Annotated in this window: 23 protein-coding genes and 1 pseudogene; 8 read left to right on the forward strand and 16 right to left on the reverse strand. The window is 58.6% G+C overall.

Features of this window, described 5'->3' with window-relative positions; genetic code table 11:
- Positions 1-52 precede the first annotated feature (52 nt).
- Positions 53-1,951: a cytochrome c/FTR1 family iron permease gene (locus GHN92_RS02205; RefSeq protein WP_095017801.1), complete on the reverse strand. Its 1,899-nt coding sequence runs from the start codon at positions 1,949-1,951 to the stop codon at positions 53-55.
- A gap of 372 nt (positions 1,952-2,323) precedes the next feature.
- Between GHN92_RS02205 and GHN92_RS02210 the strand changes: the two genes are divergently transcribed.
- Genes GHN92_RS02210 through GHN92_RS02225 form a run of 4 tightly spaced genes read left to right on the forward strand, consistent with a single transcriptional unit; the run spans position 2,324 to position 5,476 of the window.
- Positions 2,324-3,721 (forward strand): COG3014 family protein, encoded by a 1,398-nt coding sequence (locus GHN92_RS02210; RefSeq protein WP_153379248.1) that lies wholly within the window; start codon positions 2,324-2,326, stop codon positions 3,719-3,721.
- Between the two features lie 10 nt (positions 3,722-3,731).
- The gene (locus tag GHN92_RS02215; protein ID WP_153379250.1) at positions 3,732-4,103 is read left to right on the forward strand and encodes a YcfL family protein; all 372 of its coding nucleotides are present in this window, start codon (positions 3,732-3,734) and stop codon (positions 4,101-4,103) included.
- 35 nt (positions 4,104-4,138) lie between these two features.
- On the forward strand, positions 4,139-4,726 hold the full coding sequence (gene lpoB, locus GHN92_RS02220; protein WP_095000687.1) for a penicillin-binding protein activator LpoB: 588 nt from the start codon (positions 4,139-4,141) through the stop codon (positions 4,724-4,726).
- Positions 4,727-4,729: 3 nt separating this feature from the next.
- Complete coding sequence (locus tag GHN92_RS02225; protein ID WP_153379252.1) at positions 4,730-5,476, forward strand: penicillin-binding protein activator LpoB; 747 nt, start codon at positions 4,730-4,732, stop codon at positions 5,474-5,476.
- 38 nt (positions 5,477-5,514) lie between these two features.
- Here the strand turns inward: GHN92_RS02225 and GHN92_RS02230 are convergent, their stop codons facing one another.
- The 5 genes from GHN92_RS02230 to GHN92_RS02250 form a co-directional block, all read right to left on the reverse strand.
- Positions 5,515-6,399, reverse strand: a complete 885-nt coding sequence (locus GHN92_RS02230) for a LysR family transcriptional regulator (RefSeq protein ID WP_095038700.1) — start codon at positions 6,397-6,399, stop codon at positions 5,515-5,517.
- A gap of 10 nt (positions 6,400-6,409) precedes the next feature.
- Positions 6,410-7,099, reverse strand: coding sequence for a cysteine hydrolase family protein (locus GHN92_RS02235; protein ID WP_256666386.1), 690 nt, complete (start codon positions 7,097-7,099; stop codon positions 6,410-6,412).
- A gap of 121 nt (positions 7,100-7,220) precedes the next feature.
- A complete protein-coding gene (locus tag GHN92_RS02240) occupies positions 7,221-7,853 on the reverse strand; it encodes a LysE family transporter (RefSeq protein WP_095000684.1) in 633 nt (210 codons plus the stop codon).
- 100 nt (positions 7,854-7,953) lie between these two features.
- Positions 7,954-8,511 (reverse strand): mechanosensitive ion channel family protein, encoded by a 558-nt coding sequence (locus tag GHN92_RS02245; protein ID WP_095000683.1) that lies wholly within the window; start codon positions 8,509-8,511, stop codon positions 7,954-7,956.
- Positions 8,511-10,421, reverse strand: coding sequence for an ATP-binding cassette domain-containing protein (locus tag GHN92_RS02250; protein WP_153379254.1), 1,911 nt, complete (start codon positions 10,419-10,421; stop codon positions 8,511-8,513). The genes GHN92_RS02245 and GHN92_RS02250 overlap by 1 nt, the downstream gene beginning before the upstream one ends.
- A 50-nt stretch (positions 10,422-10,471) precedes the next feature.
- On the opposite strand from GHN92_RS02250, the gene GHN92_RS02255 reads away from it, so the two are divergent.
- Positions 10,472-10,936: a TIGR02444 family protein gene (locus tag GHN92_RS02255; RefSeq protein WP_095000681.1), complete on the forward strand. Its 465-nt coding sequence runs from the start codon at positions 10,472-10,474 to the stop codon at positions 10,934-10,936.
- Here the strand turns inward: GHN92_RS02255 and GHN92_RS02260 are convergent.
- Entirely contained in the window at positions 10,933-11,889 is a 957-nt protein-coding gene (locus GHN92_RS02260; protein ID WP_153379256.1) for an AlgP family protein, read from the reverse strand. The two genes, GHN92_RS02255 and GHN92_RS02260, sit on opposite strands and share 4 nt — an antisense overlap.
- 248 nt (positions 11,890-12,137) lie before the next feature.
- Here GHN92_RS02260 and GHN92_RS02265 point away from each other — a divergent pair, with 248 nt between their 5' ends.
- Complete coding sequence (locus GHN92_RS02265; protein WP_095000678.1) at positions 12,138-12,803, forward strand: FKBP-type peptidyl-prolyl cis-trans isomerase; 666 nt, start codon at positions 12,138-12,140, stop codon at positions 12,801-12,803.
- A 59-nt stretch (positions 12,804-12,862) separates the two neighbouring features.
- Here the strand turns inward: GHN92_RS02265 and rsd are convergent, their stop codons facing one another.
- The 8 genes and pseudogenes from rsd to GHN92_RS02305 all read right to left on the reverse strand — a co-directional run.
- A complete protein-coding gene (rsd, locus tag GHN92_RS02270) occupies positions 12,863-13,333 on the reverse strand; it encodes a sigma D regulator (RefSeq protein WP_095000677.1) in 471 nt (156 codons plus the stop codon).
- 190 nt (positions 13,334-13,523) lie between these two features.
- Complete coding sequence (locus tag GHN92_RS02275; RefSeq protein WP_095017808.1) at positions 13,524-14,051, reverse strand: disulfide bond formation protein B; 528 nt, start codon at positions 14,049-14,051, stop codon at positions 13,524-13,526.
- A gap of 220 nt (positions 14,052-14,271) precedes the next feature.
- The gene (locus tag GHN92_RS02280; RefSeq protein ID WP_095000675.1) at positions 14,272-15,513 is read right to left on the reverse strand and encodes a heme biosynthesis protein HemY; all 1,242 of its coding nucleotides are present in this window, start codon (positions 15,511-15,513) and stop codon (positions 14,272-14,274) included.
- Positions 15,510-16,637 carry a uroporphyrinogen-III C-methyltransferase gene (locus GHN92_RS02285; RefSeq protein WP_095000674.1) on the reverse strand — a complete coding sequence of 376 codons (1,128 nt, stop codon included), beginning with the start codon at positions 16,635-16,637 and terminating at the stop codon, positions 15,510-15,512. Before GHN92_RS02285 ends, GHN92_RS02280 begins: the two co-directional genes overlap by 4 nt.
- 16 nt (positions 16,638-16,653) lie before the next feature.
- Positions 16,654-17,421, reverse strand: a complete 768-nt coding sequence (locus tag GHN92_RS02290) for a uroporphyrinogen-III synthase (protein ID WP_178102584.1) — start codon at positions 17,419-17,421, stop codon at positions 16,654-16,656.
- The gene (gene hemC, locus GHN92_RS02295) at positions 17,418-18,359 is read right to left on the reverse strand and encodes a hydroxymethylbilane synthase (protein ID WP_095000672.1); all 942 of its coding nucleotides are present in this window, start codon (positions 18,357-18,359) and stop codon (positions 17,418-17,420) included. The genes GHN92_RS02290 and hemC overlap by 4 nt, the downstream gene beginning before the upstream one ends.
- A gap of 126 nt (positions 18,360-18,485) precedes the next feature.
- Positions 18,486-19,232 carry a LytTR family DNA-binding domain-containing protein gene (locus tag GHN92_RS02300; RefSeq protein ID WP_095000671.1) on the reverse strand — a complete coding sequence of 249 codons (747 nt, stop codon included), beginning with the start codon at positions 19,230-19,232 and terminating at the stop codon, positions 18,486-18,488.
- Positions 19,229-19,360, reverse strand: a pseudogene (locus GHN92_RS02305) (sensor histidine kinase); the annotation flags it as partial. The gene GHN92_RS02300 and the pseudogene GHN92_RS02305, both read right to left, overlap by 4 nt.
- Before the next feature lie 257 nt (positions 19,361-19,617).
- Between GHN92_RS02305 and argH the strand changes: the two are divergent.
- A complete protein-coding gene (argH, locus tag GHN92_RS02310; protein ID WP_095000670.1) occupies positions 19,618-21,012 on the forward strand; it encodes an argininosuccinate lyase in 1,395 nt (464 codons plus the stop codon).
- Positions 21,013-21,155: 143 nt separating this feature from the next.
- Here argH and GHN92_RS02315 read toward each other — a convergent pair whose 3' ends face one another.
- On the reverse strand, positions 21,156-21,815 hold the full coding sequence (locus GHN92_RS02315; RefSeq protein WP_095000669.1) for a glutathione S-transferase family protein: 660 nt from the start codon (positions 21,813-21,815) through the stop codon (positions 21,156-21,158).
- A gap of 125 nt (positions 21,816-21,940) precedes the next feature.
- Between GHN92_RS02315 and GHN92_RS02320 the strand changes: the two genes are divergently transcribed.
- Positions 21,941-22,222: a hypothetical protein gene (locus GHN92_RS02320; RefSeq protein WP_095004408.1), complete on the forward strand. Its 282-nt coding sequence runs from the start codon at positions 21,941-21,943 to the stop codon at positions 22,220-22,222.

Raw genomic sequence — 22,222 nt, forward strand, 5'->3', positions numbered from 1 at the left:
GAGAATTGCTCCTGAGTGTTGCCGCTCCCACTGAGGGGAGGTGTATAAGGATTTAAGAAGCCTGCACCCGACGCTTTTCCGCCAGTTTGCTTCGGCCGTACAACACGATAATTGCCAAAATGGCTACGGCCTGCGCACTCAGCGAGTACGCATCTGCATGAATACCCAGCCAGTCGAAGTCGAAGAACGCGACAGGCCGCGTGCCAAAGATGCCCGCCTCTTGCAGCGCTTTCACGCCATGCCCGGCGAATACCACCGACAGGGCGCAGAGCAAAGCCGCGTTGATGCTGAAAAACAGCGCCAATGGCAATTTGGCCGAGCCACGCAGGATGATCCACGCCAGGCCCATCAGCAAGACCAGTGCCGTGGCGCCGCCCGCCAGTACCGCGTTGTGGCCCGCCGGGCCGGCTTGCAGCCACAGGGTTTCGTAGAACAGGATCACTTCGAACAGTTCGCGGTACACCGAAAAGAACGCCAGTATCGCGAAGCCAAAACGACCGCCACCGCTGACCAGGCTGCTTTTGATGTAATCCTGCCACGCGGCGGCGTGACGTCGGTCGTGCATCCATACCCCCAGCCACAGCACCATGACGCTGGCGAACAGCGCAGTACAACCTTCCAGCAGTTCACGCTGGGCACCGCTGACGTCAATCACATAGGCCGCCAGCGCCCAGGTCGCCAGCCCGGCCACCAGGGCCAGACCCCAGCCGACGTTGACACTGCGCACCGCCGATTGCTGGCCGGTATTGCGCAGGAAAGCCAGGATCGCGGCCAGCACCAGAATTGCTTCCAGGCCTTCACGCAGCAAAATCAGCAGGCCGGAGACATAGCTCAAAGTCCAGCTCAGGCCATCGCTGCCCAGCAGCCCGGCAGATTCCTTGAGCAAGACTTTGGCCGCTTCCAGTCGCTGCTCGACCTGCTCGATCGGCAAGCCGTCCTGCAGCGATTGCCGATAGGCCATCAGGGCTTTTTCAGTGTTTTTGCGCACATTGGCGTCAACGTTATCCAGCGAGCTTTCAACGAGTTCAAAACCTTCCAGATAAGCCGCCACCGACAGGTCGTAGGCTTGCTCACGGTCACCGGCGCGGTAAGCCGCAAGGCTTTTATCCAGGGTGGCGCTGGTGTAGTCGAGCAGCTGCGCCGGGCCGCGTTTGACTTGCGGCGGCTGCGCCCGCTGGGCACGGAACGTTGCGGTCGCCTCGGGGCCTTCAGCCGCCAGCACTTCATTCGGGGTTTGACGGGCAAGGTCCGCCAGGTTGTAGGTTTTGTCTGCCTTGCTGGCACTCGGGTCGGCACTCAGCCCGGCGATGTAGGTGGCCAGGTCCCAGCGCTGACGCTCGTCCAGCTGATCAGCAAACGAAGGCATATCGGTGCCTTCAACCCCCAGGCCAAGGGTGTTGTAGATCGCGTAGAGGCTCAGCCGGTCCAGGCGCTGCGCGTCACGCAGGTTCGCAGGCGGCGGCGTCATACCGACACTGGCAGGGCCGTCACCGGCGCCGGTTTCACCGTGGCACACCGAGCAATGCTGGGCATACAAGGGTGCGCCACGGGTAGGGTCAGGGGTAATGGCGGGGGCCTGGCTGACCTCGTAGGCCACCGCCAGTTTGGCACCCAACTGACGTGCTTCATGCGCAACGGCGGTGCCGTCTACACGCTGTTCGATGGCGCTTTGCAGGGCGTTCACGCCTTGCAGCAGCTCCTCACGCTCAGGGCGTTGCGGCAAGTCCGCGAGCAGGCCTTTGAGCACGGCCAGAAACTCGAGTTGCTCGCGGTATTCGGTCTCATCAATAACCTTGCCGTTTTCAACTGTAGGCGGATAGTCAGCACCAATGTAGTCAATCAGGTGCAGCGCTTGTGAGGCGCCTTCCGGGGTGTTGGCAGAGGCAACAAGGCTGCACAACGCGAGCACGGGCAACAATAGCCATGCCAAAAAACGCGAGCGGGAGGTCATCGATCAATCCGGATGGAAATGAGAAGTAACATATTGTTTACCGTTACTGGCTGCCGACTCAAGGCCCTCGTATGCGATCGCGCCGTAAATCAGCGAATTGCAATTCTGCGATTGAACTGGCCAAACATAGCGAGCCTTGGAGATTGATAGCCCCTTTATTGCAAGTGCTTGTGGGTTAACTATCGCCACAAATGTAGGCAATTTCCCAAAGTGATTAAACACAGCCATCACGCCCTGATTAAGGCTATTTCCCCTCCGCCGACGCTGCTAAAAATACCGATCCTTCACCACAACTGATCACCCGTACTCGGGCCCGGTCTCTGCGGTATCGACAAGTATTTATGGTTTATACGCCCGGGGACACTCATACCCATGACCGCTCGCGCCCTTAACGCTCTCATTTTGAGCGTGCTCACCTTACTGACTGGATGCTCGGTATTTCGTAGTTATGACAGCGAACTGCAAGCCACCAACCAGCAGTTGTCGGCTGGCAATGTCGATGGCGCACTGGTCCTGCTCGAACAAAACAACAGCAGCCAGAACAAAGACCTTCTCTACTACCTGGAAAAAGGCGAGTTATTGCGCGCAAAGGGCGACCTTGCTGCAAGCCAGAAGGCATGGCGCAACGCTGACAAATTGATTTATGCCTGGGAGGAGTCGGTCAGGCTCGATACCGCCAGGTACCTCGCACAGTTCTCCAGTTTTCTGGTCAACGACAAAGTCCGCCGCTATGAAGGCCATGACTACGAGAAAGTCTGGTTGAGTACGCAAATGGCTCTGAATCTGTTGAACCTTAACGATTTCGAAGGTGCCCGCACGGAAATCAAAAAAACCCATGAACGCGAAGCCCTGATCACTGAACTTCGGGACAAGGAATACTTGAAACGTGAGCAGGAAGCAGAACGCAGGGGAGTACGAGCCCGGTTCAAGGATCTGCGTGGCTACCCGCTGGAAAGTCTTGATGCACCCGACGTACTGGAGCTGAAAAATAGTTATCAGAGCGCCTTTAGTCATTATTTGGCGGGCTTTGTTTATGAGGCTTTGGGTGAACGAAGCCTTGCCGCACCAGGCTATCGAAAGGCCGCAGAACTGCGCCCCAACACACCTCTGATCGAGCAAAACCTGCTGAACCTGGACAAACCAGAGGCCCGCAGCGATGAAAGCGAAGTTCTGATAGTGCTGCAAAATGGCTTTGCACCGGCGCGAGACTCAATACGTCTCCCACTGCCATTAACCATCAGCAACAACCTCGTCATTACGCCGCTGTCATTTCCGGTGATCAGGCCTTACACCCCCAATACGCCCCTCACCCATGTCGTCGTCAACGGCCAGCTTCATCCCCTCACCTTGCTTAACACCACCACGACCATGTCGCGTCGCGCCCTGCGCGATGAACTGCCGTGGATCCTCCTGCGTAGCAGCGCGCGGGCTATCACTCGAGGCGTCGCACAAAAACAACTCAATGACGACAACCCGCTGGCCGGCCTGCTTCTGGGAGTTGCTTCGACTGTTCTGGAAGACGCGGATACGCGCACCTGGCGCACCCTGGCAGACAACACATATGTGGTGCGTTTACGCCTCAACCGTGGTGAGCATCAAATTAGCCTGCCCGACATCCCGGGCAGTACGCCGATACGCTTAAGGGCCGAACGCGGCTATCAGGTCATCACGATACGCACGATCGGTAATCGCGTTTTCCACCATGCCACCGCTGGCAGTACTACACCCGTCACCCCCCCGCTGGCTTTCATAAGCCGACAAAAACCCTGAGGAACCCACGATGCGATATTTGCTCTCGGGCGCTCTGGCGCTGTTTTTACTGATCGGCTGCGCCACACCGTCACCTCCACAACCCAACAGTGCAGCAAGCAAGATTACGGTCATGGGCAAGTTCAAACATATCTCTGCCGGAGCGATCCGCGTAGCGCGTGTTAATGGCTTCATGACCGTAAACGCCCAGATGACCAACACCAGCCGCCACAACCGATTGGTTTATTACCGCTTTACCTGGCTGGGCAAGGACGGGTTTCCAGTTGCCAATGAAGAAGGCTGGAAAACCATCACCCTGTACGCCAAACAAAACACTTTTATTCCTGCTATTGCACCAGTGCCTCAAGCCAGGGATTTCCGCCTGGAAGTGAAAACCCCCTGAGCCTGTAGCCTTTGTCACACCTGGAGAGCTATTCCATGCTTGCACGCACTTCATTACTCGCCCTGATGCTGATTCTGATCAGCGGGTGTTCCAACACTTCGCCAGTCATCGGCGGCAAAAACATAACTTATGGCGACACCAAGGCTGTGGAACTGATCACCAATGAGTTTGGCTCGACTGACCTGCAGATGATCGCCGAAAGCATGACACGCTCCCTTGCGCAGTCCGGCATTCTTCAGGGAAGACCGGTGGTGCAGGTCTACGATGTGAAAAACAAAACCAGCGAGTACATCGACACCCGCCAGATAACAACGTCGATAAAAACCCAACTGATGAAAACCGGCACCGTTCGTTTTGCGAGCGACAACACCGACATGCAAAGCCAGGTCGACCAACTTCAGTTGCAAAACCAAAGCGGCTTGTACAAAAAAACGACGATCAGCAAGACCGGTAACATGATCGCAGCCAAATACCGCCTCGAAGGCTCCATTACCTCGATTGTGAAGCGCAGCAAGGACTTCAAAGATGTTTTCTACACATTCAACCTGCAACTGGTCGATCTCGAAAGCGGCCTGGCGGAATGGATGGACGAAAAAGAAATCCGCAAAACAACGGAGCGCTAAGCGATGCGTATCTGGATATGCGTTATCAGCCTGCTCTGTATCTGGGAAGTTCAAGCTGCCCCCAAAATAGCCGTGACCGACCTGGCTTATGAGACCCGCGTACAGCAATACGTCCAGTCAACCACTGCACGTAACCGTTTTCAGTCCGGCCCGTACCACGCCAATGGCTCGGCGAGCTACCAGACGTACGAGAGCCGCAACAGCTACATCCAGCAAATCGAGTTGCGCAATTTCAGTGGCGATATCAAAGGAAAGATTCTCAAATCCGGGTTGTTCCGACTGGTGCAGGCCACGCCTTACAAAGCCAGCGACAAAACGGATGTTTATGACGTCATCAAGCGCATAAAGGCCGGTCATTTCAAAGGCGCCGACTACGTTCTGTTTGGCACGGTGTCTGACATTGATTTCACCCGGGACCTCAACGCACTGGCCAATACCAGGAGTTATTCGGCGATACTGGGGTTGACGCTGGTTGCTGACTTCAGCCTGATCAACACCCGTACCCTTGAGGTCACCTCAGCATTCACTGCCATGGGTAAAGGGGAGGACATCAAACTGACAAACCGCCACGATCTCAGAGTGTCCCTTAACCGGCCCCAGGTTATACGCGACGTAGCCGCAACCCTTGGCGAGGACGTGGTACGGCAACTACAAGAGCAACTGACAGGCATTGCACCTCAGCCGCCAAAGAGCGCGCCAGCACCACTCAACAGACTACCCGAGGATGAAGCTGCGGTGATTCTGCGCTGAGCCATGAGCACAAGCCAGTTGTCGCTCAACAGCTGAGATCAGACCGACATGTAATGCTGAGCCATGAACTCGACAAAAACACGCACTTTGGGGGCCAGAAGGCGGGCGTGCGGATAGAGGGCAAAGTAATGACGCTGGCCTGCGTTGTAGTCGGGAAGAATCTGTACCAACTGGCCGCTTTGCAAGTTCTGTTGCACCGTCGCCCGTGTGAACGCGGCAATGCCCAGACCGGCCAATGCGGCGCTGTGGAGGGAGGTAATGGTGTCGGTTTTGAAACGTCCGTTGAGCGCCACCACCACGGTATCAGCCCGCGCCGAATTCAACCGCCACTCATTGCTCCCCGTAAAACCGAGTAACTGATGGGTGGCCAGCTCGTCGACCTGGCGTGGCAAGCCTTGGCGACTGACATAACCGGGTGCAGCCACCAGAATCAGATCGGATACGGTCAGTTTCTTGGCCACCAGCGAGGAGTCTTCCAGGGGGCCGCTGATGCGCAGTGCAAGGTCGAAGCGCTCAGCCACCAGATCAACAAAACGGTCCTCGCAGGACAGGTCTACCCGGATCTTGGGGTAGCGTTGCTGGAACCCGGGCAACCAATTGCCCAACTCCAGCGTCCCGATCACCAAAGGCACGCTGATACGCAGAGTCCCTGACGGTTCGCTGCCATCGTCGGCAACAGCCAACGCCGCTTGGTCGAGCCGCTGCAAAATGTCGAGGCAGGCCGCGTGATAGCGCTCCCCTGCCTCAGTCAGGCTCAAGTGCCGGGTTGTGCGGTTGATCAACCGCACACCGAGTTGTGCCTCCAGATGCTGTAAATGCCGGGACAATGTCGAAGACGTGGTTTCCCATTGCTCGGCTGCTGCCGAAAATCCACGATTCTCGACGATGCAGCAAAACGCCCGCATGGCCAGCAACTGATTCATCGATTGAGATTCACTTTAGAGGCAATTTAACGATCTGCGCCGTAGTCATGACATCGCCAAAGGTGTCTTCGACTGAAGCCAGGGCTGCGCGGTGCAGGCTATTTGCATCAATGCTCGAGCCGTCTGCCCGGGTAATACTGCGGGTAGCGGAAGCATCAGATGCTACCACGACCTGGTACCCCAGCGGCGCAGCGTCCCGAGCGCCGCCGGCCACGCAGGCATGGGTCATCAGGCCGGCAATAATTACCGTCTTGATGCCTTTTTCCTTCAGCAGGCGGTCCAGTTCAGTGCTGCCAAAAACGCTCACGGTGGTTTTTTGCAACACCGTATCACCCGCGCGAGGCAGCATCTGCGGGTGGAATTTCACACCTTCGCCGTCCAGCGCAAAAACCGCTGAGCCCGCCGGGGCGATATGCTGAATCTGATAAACCGGAATCCTGGCCTTGTCCGCGAATGCAATAAGCTCGCGAGTCTTGTTGAGTGCCTTCTGGCCGTCCGGGATCGGCAACCGGCCGGTGAAGTACTCCTGCTGAAAATCAATCACCAGTAAAGCCGTAGAGGTCGGGTCAAGACGATCAATCGGAACAGCGCCAGACATGGCACGGATAGTGGGGTTGGGATTGACGGCAGGCTCAGCCGCGATGGCTGAAGTTGCCGCCAGACTCAGACAGGCGAGCAATGAGGACAGTAGTTTGGGCATTGTAAAAGTCATATGAACCTCTGGTTTGGAATGATGCAACGGAGGGTAAAAGTCTAAAAAGACCGATACCTCGCAACAACGCCAGGGCGCGCATATGACTTATGCGCTTTTTGCACAGATTTCAGTTTGTAGCGCGATGCAACGTCGCCAGAAAACCCGCCGCGCCAACAAACAGACCGGCAAAGGTGCGGTTCATCCGGCGCTGTTGTTGCGGCGTACGCAGCAGACGCAGGACCTTGGACGCCAACCCTGTGTAACCGGCCATGACGATCAGGTCGACGCAGATCATGGTCACGCCCAACGTCAGGTATTGGGACACCAGCGGCGCTGCCGGGTTTACGAACTGCGGCAGCACCGCGAGCATGAACACCAGCGCCTTGGGGTTGCTGACGTTGACCAGAAAGCCGCGAAATACGAGAGCCAGCGGCTTGCCGATGGGACGCACGGCGGCGTCATCGCTCAGATCAGCCGGCAGGGCACGCCACTGTTTGACGGCGAGGTAAACAAGGTAAGCCACGCCGAACCATTTGATGGCATAGAAAGCGGTAGACGAGGCTGCAAGGATGGCGCCGACACCGGCTGCGACAATGGCGATTTGCAACGCCAGGCCCAGTTGCAGGCCCAGGGCATTCCAGTAACCGCGCCAGAAACCATACTGCAGACCGCACGACATCGAAGCAATCGCGCCAGCGCCGGGGGACAGGCTGATCACCCAACAGGCAGCAAAAAAGGCCAACCACGTTTCCAACGACATCGCACACCTCGGACAAGATCTGTAACAAGTCCCTTAAGCTAATGCGTTGGTTGAAAATTGACCACAAATTTCTGAGGGTAGTTTTGACTCTGCGGGAGCGTTACAGGTCGCTTTCTCGCCAGCGGCGTACCGAGCGCTGGAAGAACAGACTGTTGGGGACTTGCACCATGCTGCTACCACTGCCCGATTCAGCGGGCTCGATCAGCGTGGTGTAAAGCAGATTGATGGCCACCACACGGCCTTTGACGCCGGGCTTGTCCAGCGTGTCGAGCAACTCCACCACGTCGCCAATGCGAAACGGCCCCACGGTAAAGATCAACACTGCACACAGCAGATTGGAAAGCACGCTCCACATGGCGAAGAAGGCAATCGCCGCCACCGCCACAAAGCCCGACAGCGCCGTCCACAACACGGTGGCCGAAACCCCCAGACGTTCCAGCACGACGATCACCGCACTGCCCATGATGAACCAGCGCAAACCGCCGCGCAGCGGCATCATCAGCTGTGGCGGGAACGGATAACGCTCGCCCAGCCGCGTCAGGAAGCGCGCCACGACACGTTGGGAGAAGTAACCCGCCAACAGAATCAGCAAAATCTGCACACCGATCCACAGCGGTGCGATCAGTTCGGCGGGCACTGGCAAGTGCAGGGCTTCCATCAGGACAGGGCTTCCAGTTCTGCTTGCATGGACTCAAGCAATTCCAGCGCTTCCATCCACCGCTCTTCCAACTGGCTTTCGAGCACTTTGAGCTTGGCCTGTTCCGCCAGCAGATCACGCAATTCATCTTTGCGCGCAGCTTCGTAAACGGCACTGTCGCCCAGGCTGGTTTCGATTTTCGCCAGCTTTTCGTTGACCTTGCCCAGCTCGCTCTCAAGCTTGTCAGCTTCGCGTTTATGCGGTGCCAGCTGCTGACGCAACGCTGCAGCGGCCTGACGTTGAGCCTTTTTATCGGTCTTGTCAGGGTTGACCAGCGTGGTGCTGACCGGCGCATTGCGCAAACGGTAGTCGGCCAGCCAGCGCGCGTAGTCTTCGAGGTCGCCGTCAAACTCCTGAACCTTGCCATCGGCAACCAGCAGGAACTCATCCGTAGTGCTCTTGAGCAGATGGCGATCGTGGGACACCACCAGCACCGCGCCGCTGAACTCTTGCAGAGCCATGGTCAGCGCCAGACGCATTTCCAGATCGAGGTGGTTGGTCGGTTCGTCGAGCAGCAACAGATTCGGGCGGCCCCAGGCTATCAACGCCAGCGCCAGACGGGCTTTTTCGCCACCGGAGAAGTTCAGTACCGGCTCGTCGATCCGCGCACCCCGGAAGTCGAAACCACCGAGGAAGTCGCGCAGGGTCTGTTCGCGCTCGGTCGGCGCCAGACGCTGCATATGCAGCAACGGGCTGGCCTTGGAATCCAGTGAGTCGAGCTGATGTTGGGCAAAATAGCCAACCACCAGATTCTCGCCACGGGCCAACCGACCCGACAGTGGCTCCAACTCGCCTGCGAGGTTTTTGATCAAGGTCGACTTACCCGCGCCGTTTGGCCCGAGCAAGCCAATACGGGCGCCCGGAACCAGTTGCAGCTTGACCTTCTCGAGGATGGTTTTGTCGCCATAACCCAGGCGCGCATCGGACAAGTCGAGCAACGGGCTGGAGAGCTTGACCGCTTCGCGGAACACGAAGTCGAACGGCGAATCCACATGGGCCGCGCTCAGCTCTTCCATACGCTCAAGGGCCTTGATCCGGCTCTGCGCCTGACGGGCCTTGGTGGCCTGGGCCTTGAAGCGGGCGATATAGCTTTCCATGTGCGCACGTTGCGCCTGTTGCTTTTCGTAGGCCTGTTGCTGCTGGGCCAGACGTTCGGCACGGGCACGCTCAAATGCGCTGTAACCACCGCGATACAGAGTGATTTTGCGCTGATCGACGTGGGCAATGTTGTCGACCACGGCATCCAGGAAGTCCCGATCGTGAGAGATCAGCAGCAAGGTGCCAGGGTAATTCTTGAGGAAGTCTTCAAGCCAGAGAATGGCGTCGAGATCCAGGTGGTTGGTCGGTTCATCGAGCAACAAAAGATCCGACGGGCACATCAGGGCCTGAGCCAGGTTCAGGCGCATCCGCCAGCCACCGGAAAAATCGGCAACCGGGCGATCCATCTGTTCGTTGGTAAAGCCCAGTCCGGCGAGCATTTTGCGCGCCCGTGCATCGGCGGTGTAGCCGTCGGCGCTGTCCAGCTCGGAGTGCAGGCGCGCTTGCGCAGCACCGTCCTCGTCAGCTTCGGCCCTGGCCAGATCGGCCTGCACCTTGCGCAATCGCTGGTCGCCATCGAGCACATAGTCGATCGCAATGCGGTCGAGGGTGTCGATTTCCTGGCGCATATGGGCGATCCGCCAGTCGGCCGGGAGCAGACAATCCCCGGAATCAGGCGTCAACTCACCCAGCAGCAAGGCGAACAAAGTGGATTTACCGGCGCCATTGGCGCCGACCAGACCGGCTTTGTGGCCGGCGTGCAGGGTCAGCTCGGCGTCTTCTAGCAGACGTTGCGGGCCACGCTGTAAAGTCAGGTTCTGAAGTCGGATCATAATGGCGGCGGAGTCTACCAGCTTCCCTCTCAACTGGCGCGAATTGCACTATGCAGACTGACCTGTGGAATTACTGTTTGAACCTCTATGCCCGACCTGGGGTGGAGCAGGCCTGCCTGCAATTGCAGGACCAGGGTGTGGATGTGTGTGTGCTGCTGTGTGCAGCCTGGCTTGAGGAGCGCGGCGTGGCCTTCGACAAGGCGCGCCTTGGGCAACTGAATGCCTGTGCCGGACCCTGGCAGCACGAAGTGGTTCAGCCGTTGCGACAACTGCGAACACGCTGGCGCGAAGCAGCCGCGCACGACGATGCACTGGCGACGCTGCGCGTACAGGTCAAGGCATTGGAGCTGGAGGCCGAACGGATGTTGTTGCGGCGCCTGGAATCCGTGACTCAGGGCTGGTCGAAAACGCAATCGCAGGATACCTGCGCCTGGCTGCAGAAGATGACGGTCGATGCCGGTCACCCTGATTGCGACGCGCTGCATACGCTGCGCGTCGCAATCAATCGCGCTTAAGAAGCGCTGGCTGGGGTCGTAGCCGAGTTTGTAGCGGTTACCGGAGTTGACGCCGGGGTTGTAGCGGGTGCCGCGGCGGCGGACGTCACGGCGGGCTTGGCCGGAGCCGCGGCCGGTTTGGCAGCTGCTGGCCTTCTTGCGGCAGGCTTGGCTGCTGCAGGTTTAGCCGCTGCGGGTTTTGCCGCAGGCTTGGCCGCTGCAGGTTTGGCCGTTGCGGGTTTTGCCGCAGGCTTGGCCGTTGCGGGCTTGGCCGCTGCGGTTTTAGCGGCAGGTTTGGCCGCTGCAGGTTTAGCTGCAGGTTTGGCCGCCGCTTTTACCGGGGCTTTTGCTGGTACTGGTTTGGCCGCTGCGGGTTTGGCGGTCGGTTTTGCCGCAGCCGTTTTGGACACTGCCGGCTTGGCCACTACGGTTTTTGCAGCAACTGGCTTGGTCGCAGGCTTAGCCGCCGCTACTTTGCCGGCAGGCTTGGCAGCTGCTTTGGCCGGTGCTTTGGCCGGAGCCTTGGCAACCCCTTTGGCAGCCGGTTTTTTCGCTGCCGCTGCAGGCTTGGCATCGCGACTCGACAAAGCCTTGCCAACAGCCTCTTTGACTCGACCGATACCTTGGGCCAACTTCAGGCTTTCTTGAGCATCACGTTTGAGTTGCAGAATATAAGTGCGCGTTTCGCTTTGACGGTCTTTGAGTGAGTCGAGCAGTTGCTCGAGCTCTTTGACCCCAGACTTGGCCTTGGCCTGAGCCTTGGATTTTCCGGCGTTGGCGGCGTCTTGCAGTTTTGCACGTGACTTGTGCAGTTTTTCCTGCGCTTTACCGCGCTGCTTTTCAAGCTTGGCGAGCAGTTTCTCAGCATCAGCCAACGCTTGGGAGCAAGCGTTTTCCAAATGCTCAAGCAGACTGCCTGAGAGCTGTTGGAGCAAGTGCAACGGCGTATTTACGGGCTTCTTATTGGCCGACATGGTTTACCTCCTGGCTGAAGTGAGTGCGGCTCATACTAGACCTCTGCAACTACCGCCGCTAGGGCATGTTGACACTAAGGATAGCTGCACGTTGCATGACGTCGAAAAACTTGTGCTGGATCAATCTTTAACGGCCAAGCCAGCTAAATTCAAAGAGTGCCCAAACGTCTTTTAGCCCCTTCGAATTAAAACATCGGCGCCGCTCGGGCGCTGGCATAATCGCTCGCACATCACGCCGGAGAACCCCCATGCCGCGTTACATGTTTTGGATGTTGTTGTGCCTTGCGCCTGTGGCTGACGCAGCCCCCTCTCCCTCCCCCGACGACGCCCGCGATCTGGCCTACAGCATGGGCGCCAGCCTGGGCGAACGCTTGCGCCAGGAAGTCCCCGAGCTACAGATCCAGGCACTGATCGAGGGCCTGCACACCGCCTACCAAGGCAAACCGCTGGCCCTGACGGATGAGCGCATCGGCCAGATTCTGGCGCAGCATCAGGCTCAAACAGATCCCGGGCAGGCCTCGTCAGGCATCAACGCCGCCCTGAGCGCTGAAGAAGTTTTTTTGCTGGTCGAAAAACAGCAACCCCAGGCTCGCGAGCTGGCCGACGGCATCATCCTGACCGAACTAAAACCCGGCAAAGGCGCCAAGCCCGGCCCACAGGATTCGGTGTATGTGAGCTATGTGGGCCTACTGCCCGATGGCACCGTGTTCGACCACAGCACCCAACCACAATGGTTTCGCCTGGGCAGCGTAATCGCCGGCTGGCGCAGTGCATTGGTACAGATGCCGGTGGGTGCGAAATGGCGGCTGGCGATACCTTCAAGCCAAGCTTACGGCACCCAGGGGGCCGGGGATCTGATTGCCCCCAATACACCACTGGTGTTTGAAATCGAACTGTTCGCTACCCGAAAGTAACCGTCCCGAAAATAAAAAACGGCGCGCCATTGCGCACCGTTTTTTAAATGGATTGTTGCTTAAGCCTGAGCGGCTTCTTTCTGCTTGTGCGCGCTGTGCAGCACTTCGATCAAGCAGTCTTCAAGCTCAAAACGCTCATCAAGCAGAGCGCCCAAAACCTTGATCTCTTCTGCCAGCTTGTCACAGTCAGGGCGATGGGCCTTACCATCACAATGGTCGTTGAAAGCCAGGGCGGCCTCCGTAATCACGTTGATACGCGGATAGATGGTCTCTGCCAGGGCAAGCCCGCGCTCGTCATTGAAGGCCTTGGCCTCCTGATTGAGCTGCTCGTAAATCTCGAAATGGCCTGCGGACACATAGTCGACCAGCAGCTGGCAAAACTCTTTTTGAGGCCCGCGTTTGGGATTGTTTTGCTGCTCCAGCAGAACCGCATAAGCCTTCACAAGTTTACGGCGCTCAAGCAACCAGCGGTCTACCAGTTGGTGGACGCCGTTGAATCGTTCCTGAGCACTCTCGCATCTTTCGAGCATGATGATCTCTCTTCCCTTGTGGGCCCATGCCACCCGACATCAGCCAGGCCTGTGTGAACCAAAACCTGCACGATTGCACGGGCATTGGGCGGCATAACTCCGTGATACGTGCGGGCCAGATTATGCCCGCTTGCCAACTGCTTCAAGGTACCCACGAGAGAAAATTCATACAAGTGTTTAATCCCAAGTGCTACTTCACGTCGCAGTCACGGGGTAATTTGTCCCTGGCAATCGAGCGACTGATCTGAAAGATGGCAAGAACAAGCAGCCCGATAAAGGCCAGCAAGCTCAACTCGGGAATGCTCAAGTCAAAGATGGTCCAGTGAATATGTGTGCAGTCCTCACTGCCACGATAAATCATCGAAATGATTTCACTCGGCGACATGTCGCGCCAGATGCAGGCCAGCTCTGGCTGACAGAGCATCAGTTGATCTGGCGCCAGCTCTTGCAGCCATACCTGCCTCAAGGCACTCGCCGCGCCACCCAGCGCGAACAACATGGAGGCAAGGGAGTAACACAACATGCCAAAACCTTTGGGGCCATGGGCAAAAGCCACCAGGTTGACGAGGCAGAAATCCAGCAAGAAAAAACGCTGAACCTGACATAGCGAACAAGGCTTGAGTCCGGGCCCGTACTCGAGATAAAAAGTGCCGCCCATTACCAAGGCGCCTACTACAAAGGCTAAAAAGAAAATAAAACGTGAAGCTGCCAAGAACATGGCTTTTCCATGACAAAAGAGACAGTTGGTTACGGTAGATGAAAGCCATTAGCCCTTTCAAGGTGACCCTAAGCGGATAGTTCTCGAAGAAACCAAGGAAACCACAACAGAAACACTAAGCCTTTAGAACAAATCATGTAGGAAAAGGCAGATTGCCCCTCGCTCGCTCAATACTGCAGGCAGCCCCACGTGTGCCGAAACACACGCCAGGCTGGCCTCTTCACAGGGTCGTGGCAGTGACTGGCAAGGGGGATGCGAGCAAACGCTCATCCAGCAAATTCAGCCCTTCCTGAAAAAGCTGATTACTGCGCCCCGTATCTCCCAACTGGGCCAGCAGTCGCGCCAGCTCGGCACAGGTTTCGGGGTTGCGCTCCACCTTGAGGCTGCTTTCAAGGTAATCCCGCGCTTTGCCCCACAAGCTGTTTTGCAGGCACAGGCGACCCAGGGTCAACAGCAGGCTGGCATCGCCGGGATGGCTCTTGAGCCAGCCTTCGGCGGCCTGCAACTGCTTCACCGGGTCACTGCCGCGCAGCAGGCCATAGAGGCGCACAAGATGGCTGTCATAACTGCGCTTGAGCGCCCCGCGCAAGACTTCTTCGGCTTCAGTTTGCGCGCCCAGCTGGCGCAATTGCTCGGCATAGGCCAGCACGAGCGCGGGCTCCTGGCGCTGGGCCGAGGTAAGCTGTTGCCAGGCGCGTTGAAGTGACTGCAACCCCGCCTCGCCTTCGCTTTCACGCTGGGCCGCCAGGCTCAGATTCTGCCCCCAGGCCCGTCGCTCCAGCTCGGCCAGCTCCTTGGGCGGCAATACCTTGTCCTTGCGCAGCTCTGGCAACAGGCGGATCAACGCCGTCCAGTCGCCACGCTGCTGGTGCAGACGCTGCAGCTGGCGCAACACCTGAACATTGTGTGGATGGCGCTCATGCATGGCCTGCAAGGTCACCAGCGCGCCCTCGGTGTCAGCACGGTCCACCTGCAACTGGGCATGGCTCAGGGCAATGGCCAGTTCGGCCTGAGGCTGGCGTTCCAGCGCTCGCTCCAGCAGGTTGTCGCTTTCTTCGTAGTGCCCCTGCTCGTTGGCCGCTCGTGCAGCCCCCAGGTAGTAGAGCAATGGCTGCGGCTCGGCTTCGGCGGCACGGGCCAGATGCTTCTGTGCGCTGGCCCAGCGGCCCTCGGCAAGGTCCATCTGGCCTTGCTCGATGGCGATCTGCACTCGACGGCTGCGGTTGCGCCGCGACCACGGGTTGACCAGCCCTGTAGAAGCCGTCACCAGCTCCACCAGCAGCTTGACTCCCCACACCAGCAGCCACAGGACGGCCAGCAGCGCGAGCGTTGCCCAGACACTGGATTCGTAACGGAAATTTTTATAGGCGATCAGCACATAGCCCGCATCTTCAGCAATTGCCAGGCCGATGCAGGCCGCAGCTGCAATCAACAAGAACACAATCACGTAGAAGCGCTTCATGGAAGTGCCTCCTGCGCCGGGCTGGCAGCCGCTTTGACCGGCTCTTGCGCACGCACATGCCGACGCTCAAGGTAGGCCTGTACTGCGCTCAAGGCAGCCGCAAGGTCCGGGGTTTTTACCGTAACCGGCTGCTTGCCGAGTTCAATCACTTGCTCGAGGATTTTTTTGCTCTGCGGGTTATCCGCATTGAAGTTGCCCTTGAGCACATCTTGCGCCTGCGCCAGGGCCTGGGTGTAAACCGACTCCTGGCCATTGAGCGCCGCCCACTGGGCTTGCTCCAGCGCCAGGCTCAAGGCCAGGCGAACCTGGGTCAGGCTTTGGCCAGCCAACAGGGGGCGCACATTTTTGTCGGCATTGAAGTCGATGCGGATGTAGTGCGAGATCTCCTCCCACCACCGGGACCAACGGCTCGCGCCATCGCCATCAGCGGTGAGGCTGGCCAGCGAGTCACCCTGGTTCTGATAGGCCGGGGCCAGCGCACTGAGTTGCGCCACTTGATCACGCAAGGCCGCCAACTGCAAAAACAGTCCGGTGCGGTCCGGCTGCTCAACACTGCGCAATGCAGTCAGGCTTTTGGCCAGTTGCTCACGAGCGGCGAATGAACCCGGATCGTTCTGCTCACGCAAAATCGCGTCCGCGCCCTGTACCAGTGCCTGGGCGCTGGTGACGTCTTGCAGGGCCGACAAGCGCAAGGTGGCAAGACGCAACAAGTGCTCGGCCTCGGCCAGGCGCCAGTCTTTGCGGCTTTCGCCCAGTACGGTTTCCAGGCGCTGGTTCAGGCGCTGCTGATCGCCTTGCAGCTGCACGACCAATTGGCGCTGATTATCCAGTTCACTGGCCGAAGGCAGTTGGTTGAGCCGCGCCAGCAGCTTCTGCTCGCCCTGCTTGATCGAAAGCGTTTGCGCGGCCAGGGCCGGTACGTCGCTCAGCTGCTCTGCGGTGGCAGCTTGCAGTTGACGCACCTGCCATACCCCCCAGCCGCCGACAGCAACACCGGCGGCGCCGAGCAACAGGGCGAAAACCGCCAGGCCATTGCCTCGACCCTGTGGTGCAGGTTCGGTTTTTTTAGCCGGCGCTTCTGGCGCGGGCTGCACGTGTTCTTTGGACAAGACTGTTTCGCTCACGAATCCATCCTTTGCATTAGAAAGCAGGTGCGGGATGCTCCCGCAGCGCCGCCAGCAAAGCCGTGGCGCTTGCACCACGACAATCCACAACATGTTGCGCCCCGGCGCTGCGAGCCAGCTCAGCAACCCGCGGGCTTGGAACAAACAACGGCAGGCACCCAAGCATGGGCCAGGAATCGCCTGCCATCTGCCGTAAATGTTCAAAACCCTGCCCACTGCTGACCACCAGCGCGTTCAGGCGTTCCACTTCAACCCGCCGGGACAGGGTTGCAGGCGGGTATGACGGCAGTACGCGGCGGTAGACTTCAAGGTAGTCGACCTGCGCGCCAATGCTGCGCAGACGATCCGCGAGCAACTCGCGACCACCCTCCCCACGCAGGATCAACACGCTGGGCTGATCCCCCCCCACTGCAGACTTGAACTCGGGCATCGCCAGCAGCGCCTCGCTGTCATCACCCCGTTGAGGGTAGCTAACATCGAGGCCGTAATCGGCGAGAATCTGCGCCGTCGCGGCGCCAACGCTGAACCACTTCTGCCGGGGCGCATGCGGCCAGTACTGGCTGACCAGCTCAAGCCCCAGGCGCGCCGCAGGCTTGCTGACCACAATCACTGCGCAATACCGGTCAAGACCCGCAATCAGCGCAAGCTGAGCATCAGTCATGGTCAACGGGCTGATCGCCAGTAGTGGCAAGCTGCTGCTATATATCCCGGCAGCCGCCAGCTCAGCGGCCAGCGCGGCCGATTCCTCGGCTGGCCGGGTCAGCAGCAAGCGCCAGCCTGTCACTCGTGACCTGCCTCACCATAAACGGCTTTGAGAATATCCCCAGCCCCTTGGGCCAGCAGAGCCTCAGCCACTTGCACACCCAACTCACTGGCGTGTGCACGCGGCGCACGGGCGTCGGCACTGAGCAACACACCGCCACTCGGCTCGCCGACCAGGCCGCGCAGCCAGATTTGCTCGCCTTCAAGCACGGCATAACAGGCAATCGGCACTTGGCAGCCACCGTTGAGATGCTTGTTCAGCGCACGCTCGGCCGTAACGCGCACGGCCGTATCGGCGTGATGCAAAGGCGTCAGCAGGGCATGGATTTCGGGATCTGCGCTGCGGCATTCGATACCCACTGCGCCTTGGCCACCGGCTGGCAAGCTGTCTTCGATGCTGATGGGTGATGTGATGCGCTGTTCAAAACCGAGGCGAATCAGGCCGGCAGCCGCGAGGATAATGGCGTCGTATTCACCTGCATCGAGCTTGGCCAGACGGGTATTGACGTTGCCACGCAGAAAGCGGATTTGCAGGTCCGGACGGCGAGTCAGCAACTGGGCCTGACGGCGCAGGCTCGACGTACCGACAATGCTGCCCTGAGGCAAATCGTCGAGGCTGGCATAGGTGTTGGAAACGAAGGCGTCACGCGGATCTTCGCGCTCGCAAATGCAAAACAGACCCAGGCCTTCAGGGAAGTCCATCGGTACGTCTTTCATGGAGTGCACGGCGATGTCTGCTTCGTTTTCGAGCAGGGCTGTTTCCAGCTCCTTGACGAAGAGCCCCTTGCCGCCAATTTTCGACAGCGGCGAGTCCAGCAGCTTGTCACCACGGCTGACCATGGGCACCAGCGTCACCAAAATACCGGGGTGAGCCTGCTCTAAACGGGCTTTAACGTATTCGGCCTGCCAAAGAGCCAGGGCGCTTTTACGGGTAGCGATGCGGATTTCGCGAGAGGACATGGATCAATCCGTACTGAAAAGATACGGCTGATAATAACAGCTCAGCCAAAACAGCTTTGACTTGTATCAGAAAGTCCTCGGCCTCCCTGGCCCAAAAACGGCGTATCCACGCCTTTTGAGCACGAATTACAGTTGCTGCATCATCTTGCGAACACCCGCCACATGCCTGCGGCTCACAATCAGCGCATCCCCGTTCAGGCCGCGCAGGAACAGCTGGAAATGCCCAAGGGGCGTGCGTTGCAAGCGCTCGATGCGGTCTCGGGCCACCAGTGCATTACGGTGAATACGCACAAAGCGTTCACCAAACTCGTCTTCGAGTGCCTTGAGCGGCTCGTCGAGCAGAACTTCACCGCCAGCGTGACGCAATGTCACGTATTTGTGGTCAGCGATAAAGTAGATCACCTGGTCGATAGGGATCAGCTCAATGCCTTTTCGGGTTCTGGCACTGATATGACTGCGTGGGCCACTGCCGGTTTGCGCGGCAGGCCGGGTGAGTGCAGCCAGCTGGATGCGGTTGGGCCGGTGCGCCTCTTTCAGGGCAGCACGCAGGGCATCTGCGGTGACCGGCTTGAGCACATAGCTGACACCGCTCTCTTGCAGGGCCTGTACGGAAAACTCGTCAGGCGCCACGCAAAACACCACCGAAGGCGGTAGCTCGCGCTCGCACAATTTGGCTGCAACCTGCAACCCGTCGAGGCCTGGCAGGCGGATATCGAGCAAAACGACATCCGGTTTCAGGCTTTCGATCAGGTTAAGTGCCTCTTCGCCATTAGTGGCGCCAGGCTCCAGCAACGTATAGCCCCCGAGCGTGCTGAGCAAATGGCTCAAATGCTCGCGGGCCAGGGTTTCGTCATCAACGATCAGGACATTCATATAGCGCTGTATTCCTGCGTGAGTCTCGCACAAGGATAGCGTAGACAGGTGATGTGACGACTGTCACGGCGATCCACGCTAAGACTAGCGCGAAGGCCAAAAAGTGCCGCAAACCTCACAGCAATATTCACCTGCCTCGATTGCTCGATTTAATACCGGATACGTCTGGCAATCTACAAAGACCTGCTATGACTGATCCATACGACCAACTGTAGACGGTTGCCAAGGCGAAAGTATTCAAACGATACATTTCCTTTCGGAAATTTATTTATACCGCACTTCACACAAAAACCTGCCGAGCTGCGTCAACGCCATGAATGGCAACCCTGTTATGATTCGCGGTAACTATTTGTGTAACTCCCCTCAGCCGATTACGAGCGAATCCATGAGCACCGACAAGACCAATCAGTCCTGGGGCGGCCGCTTCAGTGAACCCGTCGACGCCTTCGTTGCGCGTTTCACCGCCTCCGTCACTTTCGACCAGCGCCTTTATCGCCATGACATCATGGGCTCCGTGGCTCACGCCACGATGCTGGCCAAGGTCGGCGTGCTGACCGATGCCGAACGCGACAGCATCATCGACGGCCTCAAAACCATCCAGAGCGAAATCGAAGCCGGTACGTTTGACTGGCGCATCGACCTGGAAGACGTGCACATGAACATCGAGGCGCGTCTGACCGACCGCATCGGCGTGACCGGCAAAAAACTGCACACCGGCCGTAGCCGTAATGACCAGGTTGCGACCGATATCCGCCTGTGGCTACGTGACGAAATCGATCTGATCCTGGCCGAGATCACCCGCCTGCAAAAAGGCCTGCTGGAACAGGCAGAGCGTGAAGCCGAGACCATCATGCCCGGCTTTACCCACCTGCAGACCGCACAGCCGGTAACATTTGGTCACCATATGCTGGCCTGGTTCGAGATGCTCAGCCGCGATTACGAGCGCCTGGTCGACTGCCGCAAGCGCACCAACCGCATGCCTCTGGGCAGCGCCGCACTGGCGGGCACCACCTACCCGATCGACCGCGAATTCACCGCACAACTGCTGGGCTTTGACGCCGTGGGCGGCAACTCGCTGGACAACGTCTCCGATCGCGATTTCGCCATCGAATTCTGCGCCGCCGCCAGCATCGCGATGATGCACTTGTCGCGCTTCTCCGAAGAACTGGTGCTATGGACCAGCGCGCAATTCCAGTTTATCGACCTGCCCGACCGCTTCTGCACCGGCAGCTCGATCATGCCGCAAAAGAAAAACCCCGACGTGCCGGAATTGGTACGTGGCAAAAGCGGCCGTGTATTCGGTGCGCTGATGGGCCTGCTGACCCTGATGAAAGGCCAGCCATTGGCCTACAACAAGGATAACCAGGAAGACAAGGAACCCCTGTTCGACGCCGCCGACACCTTGCGCGACTCGCTGCGCGCCTTTGCCGACATGATCCCGGCGATCAAGCCCAAGCACGCGATCATGCGTGAAGCGGCGCTGCGTGGTTTCTCCACCGCGACCGATCTGGCCGACTACCTGGTGCGCCGTGGCCTGCCGTTCCGTGACTGCCACGAAATCGTCGGCCACGCTGTGAAGTACGGCGTTGAAACCGGCAAGGACCTGGCGGAAATGAGCCTCGAAGAACTGCGTCAGTTCAGCGATCAGATCGAAGACGATGTGTTTGCCGTACTGACCCTTGAAGGTTCGGTCAATGCCCGTGATCACATCGGCGGCACTGCGCCGGCGCAGGTGAAAGCGGCAGTAGTTCGCGGCAAGGCGCTGCTGGCCAGCCGTTAAGCCTCAAAGCGGCGCCCCTGTGGGAGCGAGCCTGCTGGCGAAAGGTGTTATGGATACCGCGTTTTGCTGGATAAACGCGATGTTCTTGAGACCTTCGCGAGCAGGCTCGCTCCCACAATAGGGGGCGACACCCTGTGTACTGGTTATTTCTTGCTGCTGATCCACGCCAGGAACTGCGGCATGGCGGCGTCCTTGTCCGCGGCGATTTTCTGCACGTGCGGGTTTTGCTGCAGACGCTCCAGCAATGCCTTGGCACCCGGCATGTCGGCCAGCAGGTCGAGACCAAACACCTTGTGTGCGACGCCACAGGCCAGATCAACGCTGAAGGCGAAGTAGATATCCGCCACGCTCAGGGTCTCGCCCGCGACATAAGGCGCGAACTTGCCGTGACGGCCCAGGGAGGCGATACCGTCGAGCAGCTCGGTGCGGGCCTTTTCCTTGATCGCGTCGGGCACTTGCATGCCGAAAAACGCCTCGGGGTAACAGGCGCGGGCAGGCAACTCGATATACAGCTCGATTTCCTTGGCCAGTGCCAACACCTGCGCACGCTCAAACGGATCCACTGGTAGCAGCCTGAGGCCCGATTGGGTTTGCTCGATATATTCCAGGATCACGCTGGTTTCGTTGATAAACCCTTGTTCAACCCCCAGTGCCGGGACTTTGCCGCGGGGGCTGATGGCCAGCGCCTCAGGGGTCTTGCCAGCGAAAAACGGCACTTCTTCAAAGGGCACGCCCTTTTCCAGCAGCGCCAGCTTGACCATGTTGTAGTAGTTGCTGACTGCGAATCCATAAAGCTTGAGCATTACAAAGCCTCCAGGCCGTGTTGGGGTTGGCAGCAGCTGTTATAGAGCTTCGCCATCAGGCTGGCTAGCAGCATCAGCATCCTGAATACCGTTAGACTGCCAACCTTTACCCAAGGAGCCTGCCCATGAGCGAGCCAACCGATATCGACAACGAAGAAGAGTTCGCCGAATCCACCCTGATTCAGGCGATTGAAAACCAGATTGAAAGCGACAACCCGCCTGCTGCCAAAGCCACGTTCAACAAACTGACCCTGGTCGGCTACGAGCGCGACGATATTCTGCAGATGATGGCCCATGTGTTGGCCGTGGAGATTGACGCGATCCTCGAAGAAGATCGCGCCTTTAACACTGAGTGGTACGAAGCCGCACTGCGCGCGCTGCCGACCCTGCCGCCAGAAAAGGACTAA

The organism is Pseudomonas sp. FSL R10-2964 (assembly GCF_009600035.1).
GTDB classification, from domain to species: Bacteria; Pseudomonadota; Gammaproteobacteria; order Pseudomonadales; family Pseudomonadaceae; genus Aquipseudomonas; species Aquipseudomonas bubulae.

Excerpts from the sequence above, each read along its gene's own strand:
- GHN92_RS02205 (WP_095017801.1), bottom strand. The coding sequence starts at position 1,951 with ATGACCTCCCGCTCGCGTTTTTTGGCATGGCTATTGTTGCCCGTGCTC.
- GHN92_RS02210 (WP_153379248.1), top strand. The coding sequence starts at position 2,324 with ATGACCGCTCGCGCCCTTAACGCTCTCATTTTGAGCGTGCTCACCTTA.
- GHN92_RS02215 (WP_153379250.1), top strand. The coding sequence starts at position 3,732 with ATGCGATATTTGCTCTCGGGCGCTCTGGCGCTGTTTTTACTGATCGGC.
- lpoB (WP_095000687.1), top strand. The coding sequence starts at position 4,139 with ATGCTTGCACGCACTTCATTACTCGCCCTGATGCTGATTCTGATCAGC.
- GHN92_RS02225 (WP_153379252.1), top strand. The coding sequence starts at position 4,730 with ATGCGTATCTGGATATGCGTTATCAGCCTGCTCTGTATCTGGGAAGTT.
- GHN92_RS02230 (WP_095038700.1), bottom strand. The coding sequence starts at position 6,399 with ATGAATCAGTTGCTGGCCATGCGGGCGTTTTGCTGCATCGTCGAGAAT.
- GHN92_RS02235 (WP_256666386.1), bottom strand. The coding sequence starts at position 7,099 with ATGCCCAAACTACTGTCCTCATTGCTCGCCTGTCTGAGTCTGGCGGCA.
- GHN92_RS02240 (WP_095000684.1), bottom strand. The coding sequence starts at position 7,853 with ATGTCGTTGGAAACGTGGTTGGCCTTTTTTGCTGCCTGTTGGGTGATC.
- GHN92_RS02245 (WP_095000683.1), bottom strand. The coding sequence starts at position 8,511 with ATGGAAGCCCTGCACTTGCCAGTGCCCGCCGAACTGATCGCACCGCTG.
- GHN92_RS02250 (WP_153379254.1), bottom strand. The coding sequence starts at position 10,421 with ATGATCCGACTTCAGAACCTGACTTTACAGCGTGGCCCGCAACGTCTG.
- GHN92_RS02255 (WP_095000681.1), top strand. The coding sequence starts at position 10,472 with ATGCAGACTGACCTGTGGAATTACTGTTTGAACCTCTATGCCCGACCT.
- GHN92_RS02260 (WP_153379256.1), bottom strand. The coding sequence starts at position 11,889 with ATGTCGGCCAATAAGAAGCCCGTAAATACGCCGTTGCACTTGCTCCAA.
- GHN92_RS02265 (WP_095000678.1), top strand. The coding sequence starts at position 12,138 with ATGCCGCGTTACATGTTTTGGATGTTGTTGTGCCTTGCGCCTGTGGCT.
- rsd (WP_095000677.1), bottom strand. The coding sequence starts at position 13,333 with ATGCTCGAAAGATGCGAGAGTGCTCAGGAACGATTCAACGGCGTCCAC.
- GHN92_RS02275 (WP_095017808.1), bottom strand. The coding sequence starts at position 14,051 with ATGTTCTTGGCAGCTTCACGTTTTATTTTCTTTTTAGCCTTTGTAGTA.
- GHN92_RS02280 (WP_095000675.1), bottom strand. The coding sequence starts at position 15,513 with ATGAAGCGCTTCTACGTGATTGTGTTCTTGTTGATTGCAGCTGCGGCC.
- hemC (WP_095000672.1), bottom strand. The coding sequence starts at position 18,359 with ATGTCCTCTCGCGAAATCCGCATCGCTACCCGTAAAAGCGCCCTGGCT.
- GHN92_RS02300 (WP_095000671.1), bottom strand. The coding sequence starts at position 19,232 with ATGAATGTCCTGATCGTTGATGACGAAACCCTGGCCCGCGAGCATTTG.
- argH (WP_095000670.1), top strand. The coding sequence starts at position 19,618 with ATGAGCACCGACAAGACCAATCAGTCCTGGGGCGGCCGCTTCAGTGAA.
- GHN92_RS02315 (WP_095000669.1), bottom strand. The coding sequence starts at position 21,815 with ATGCTCAAGCTTTATGGATTCGCAGTCAGCAACTACTACAACATGGTC.
- GHN92_RS02320 (WP_095004408.1), top strand. The coding sequence starts at position 21,941 with ATGAGCGAGCCAACCGATATCGACAACGAAGAAGAGTTCGCCGAATCC.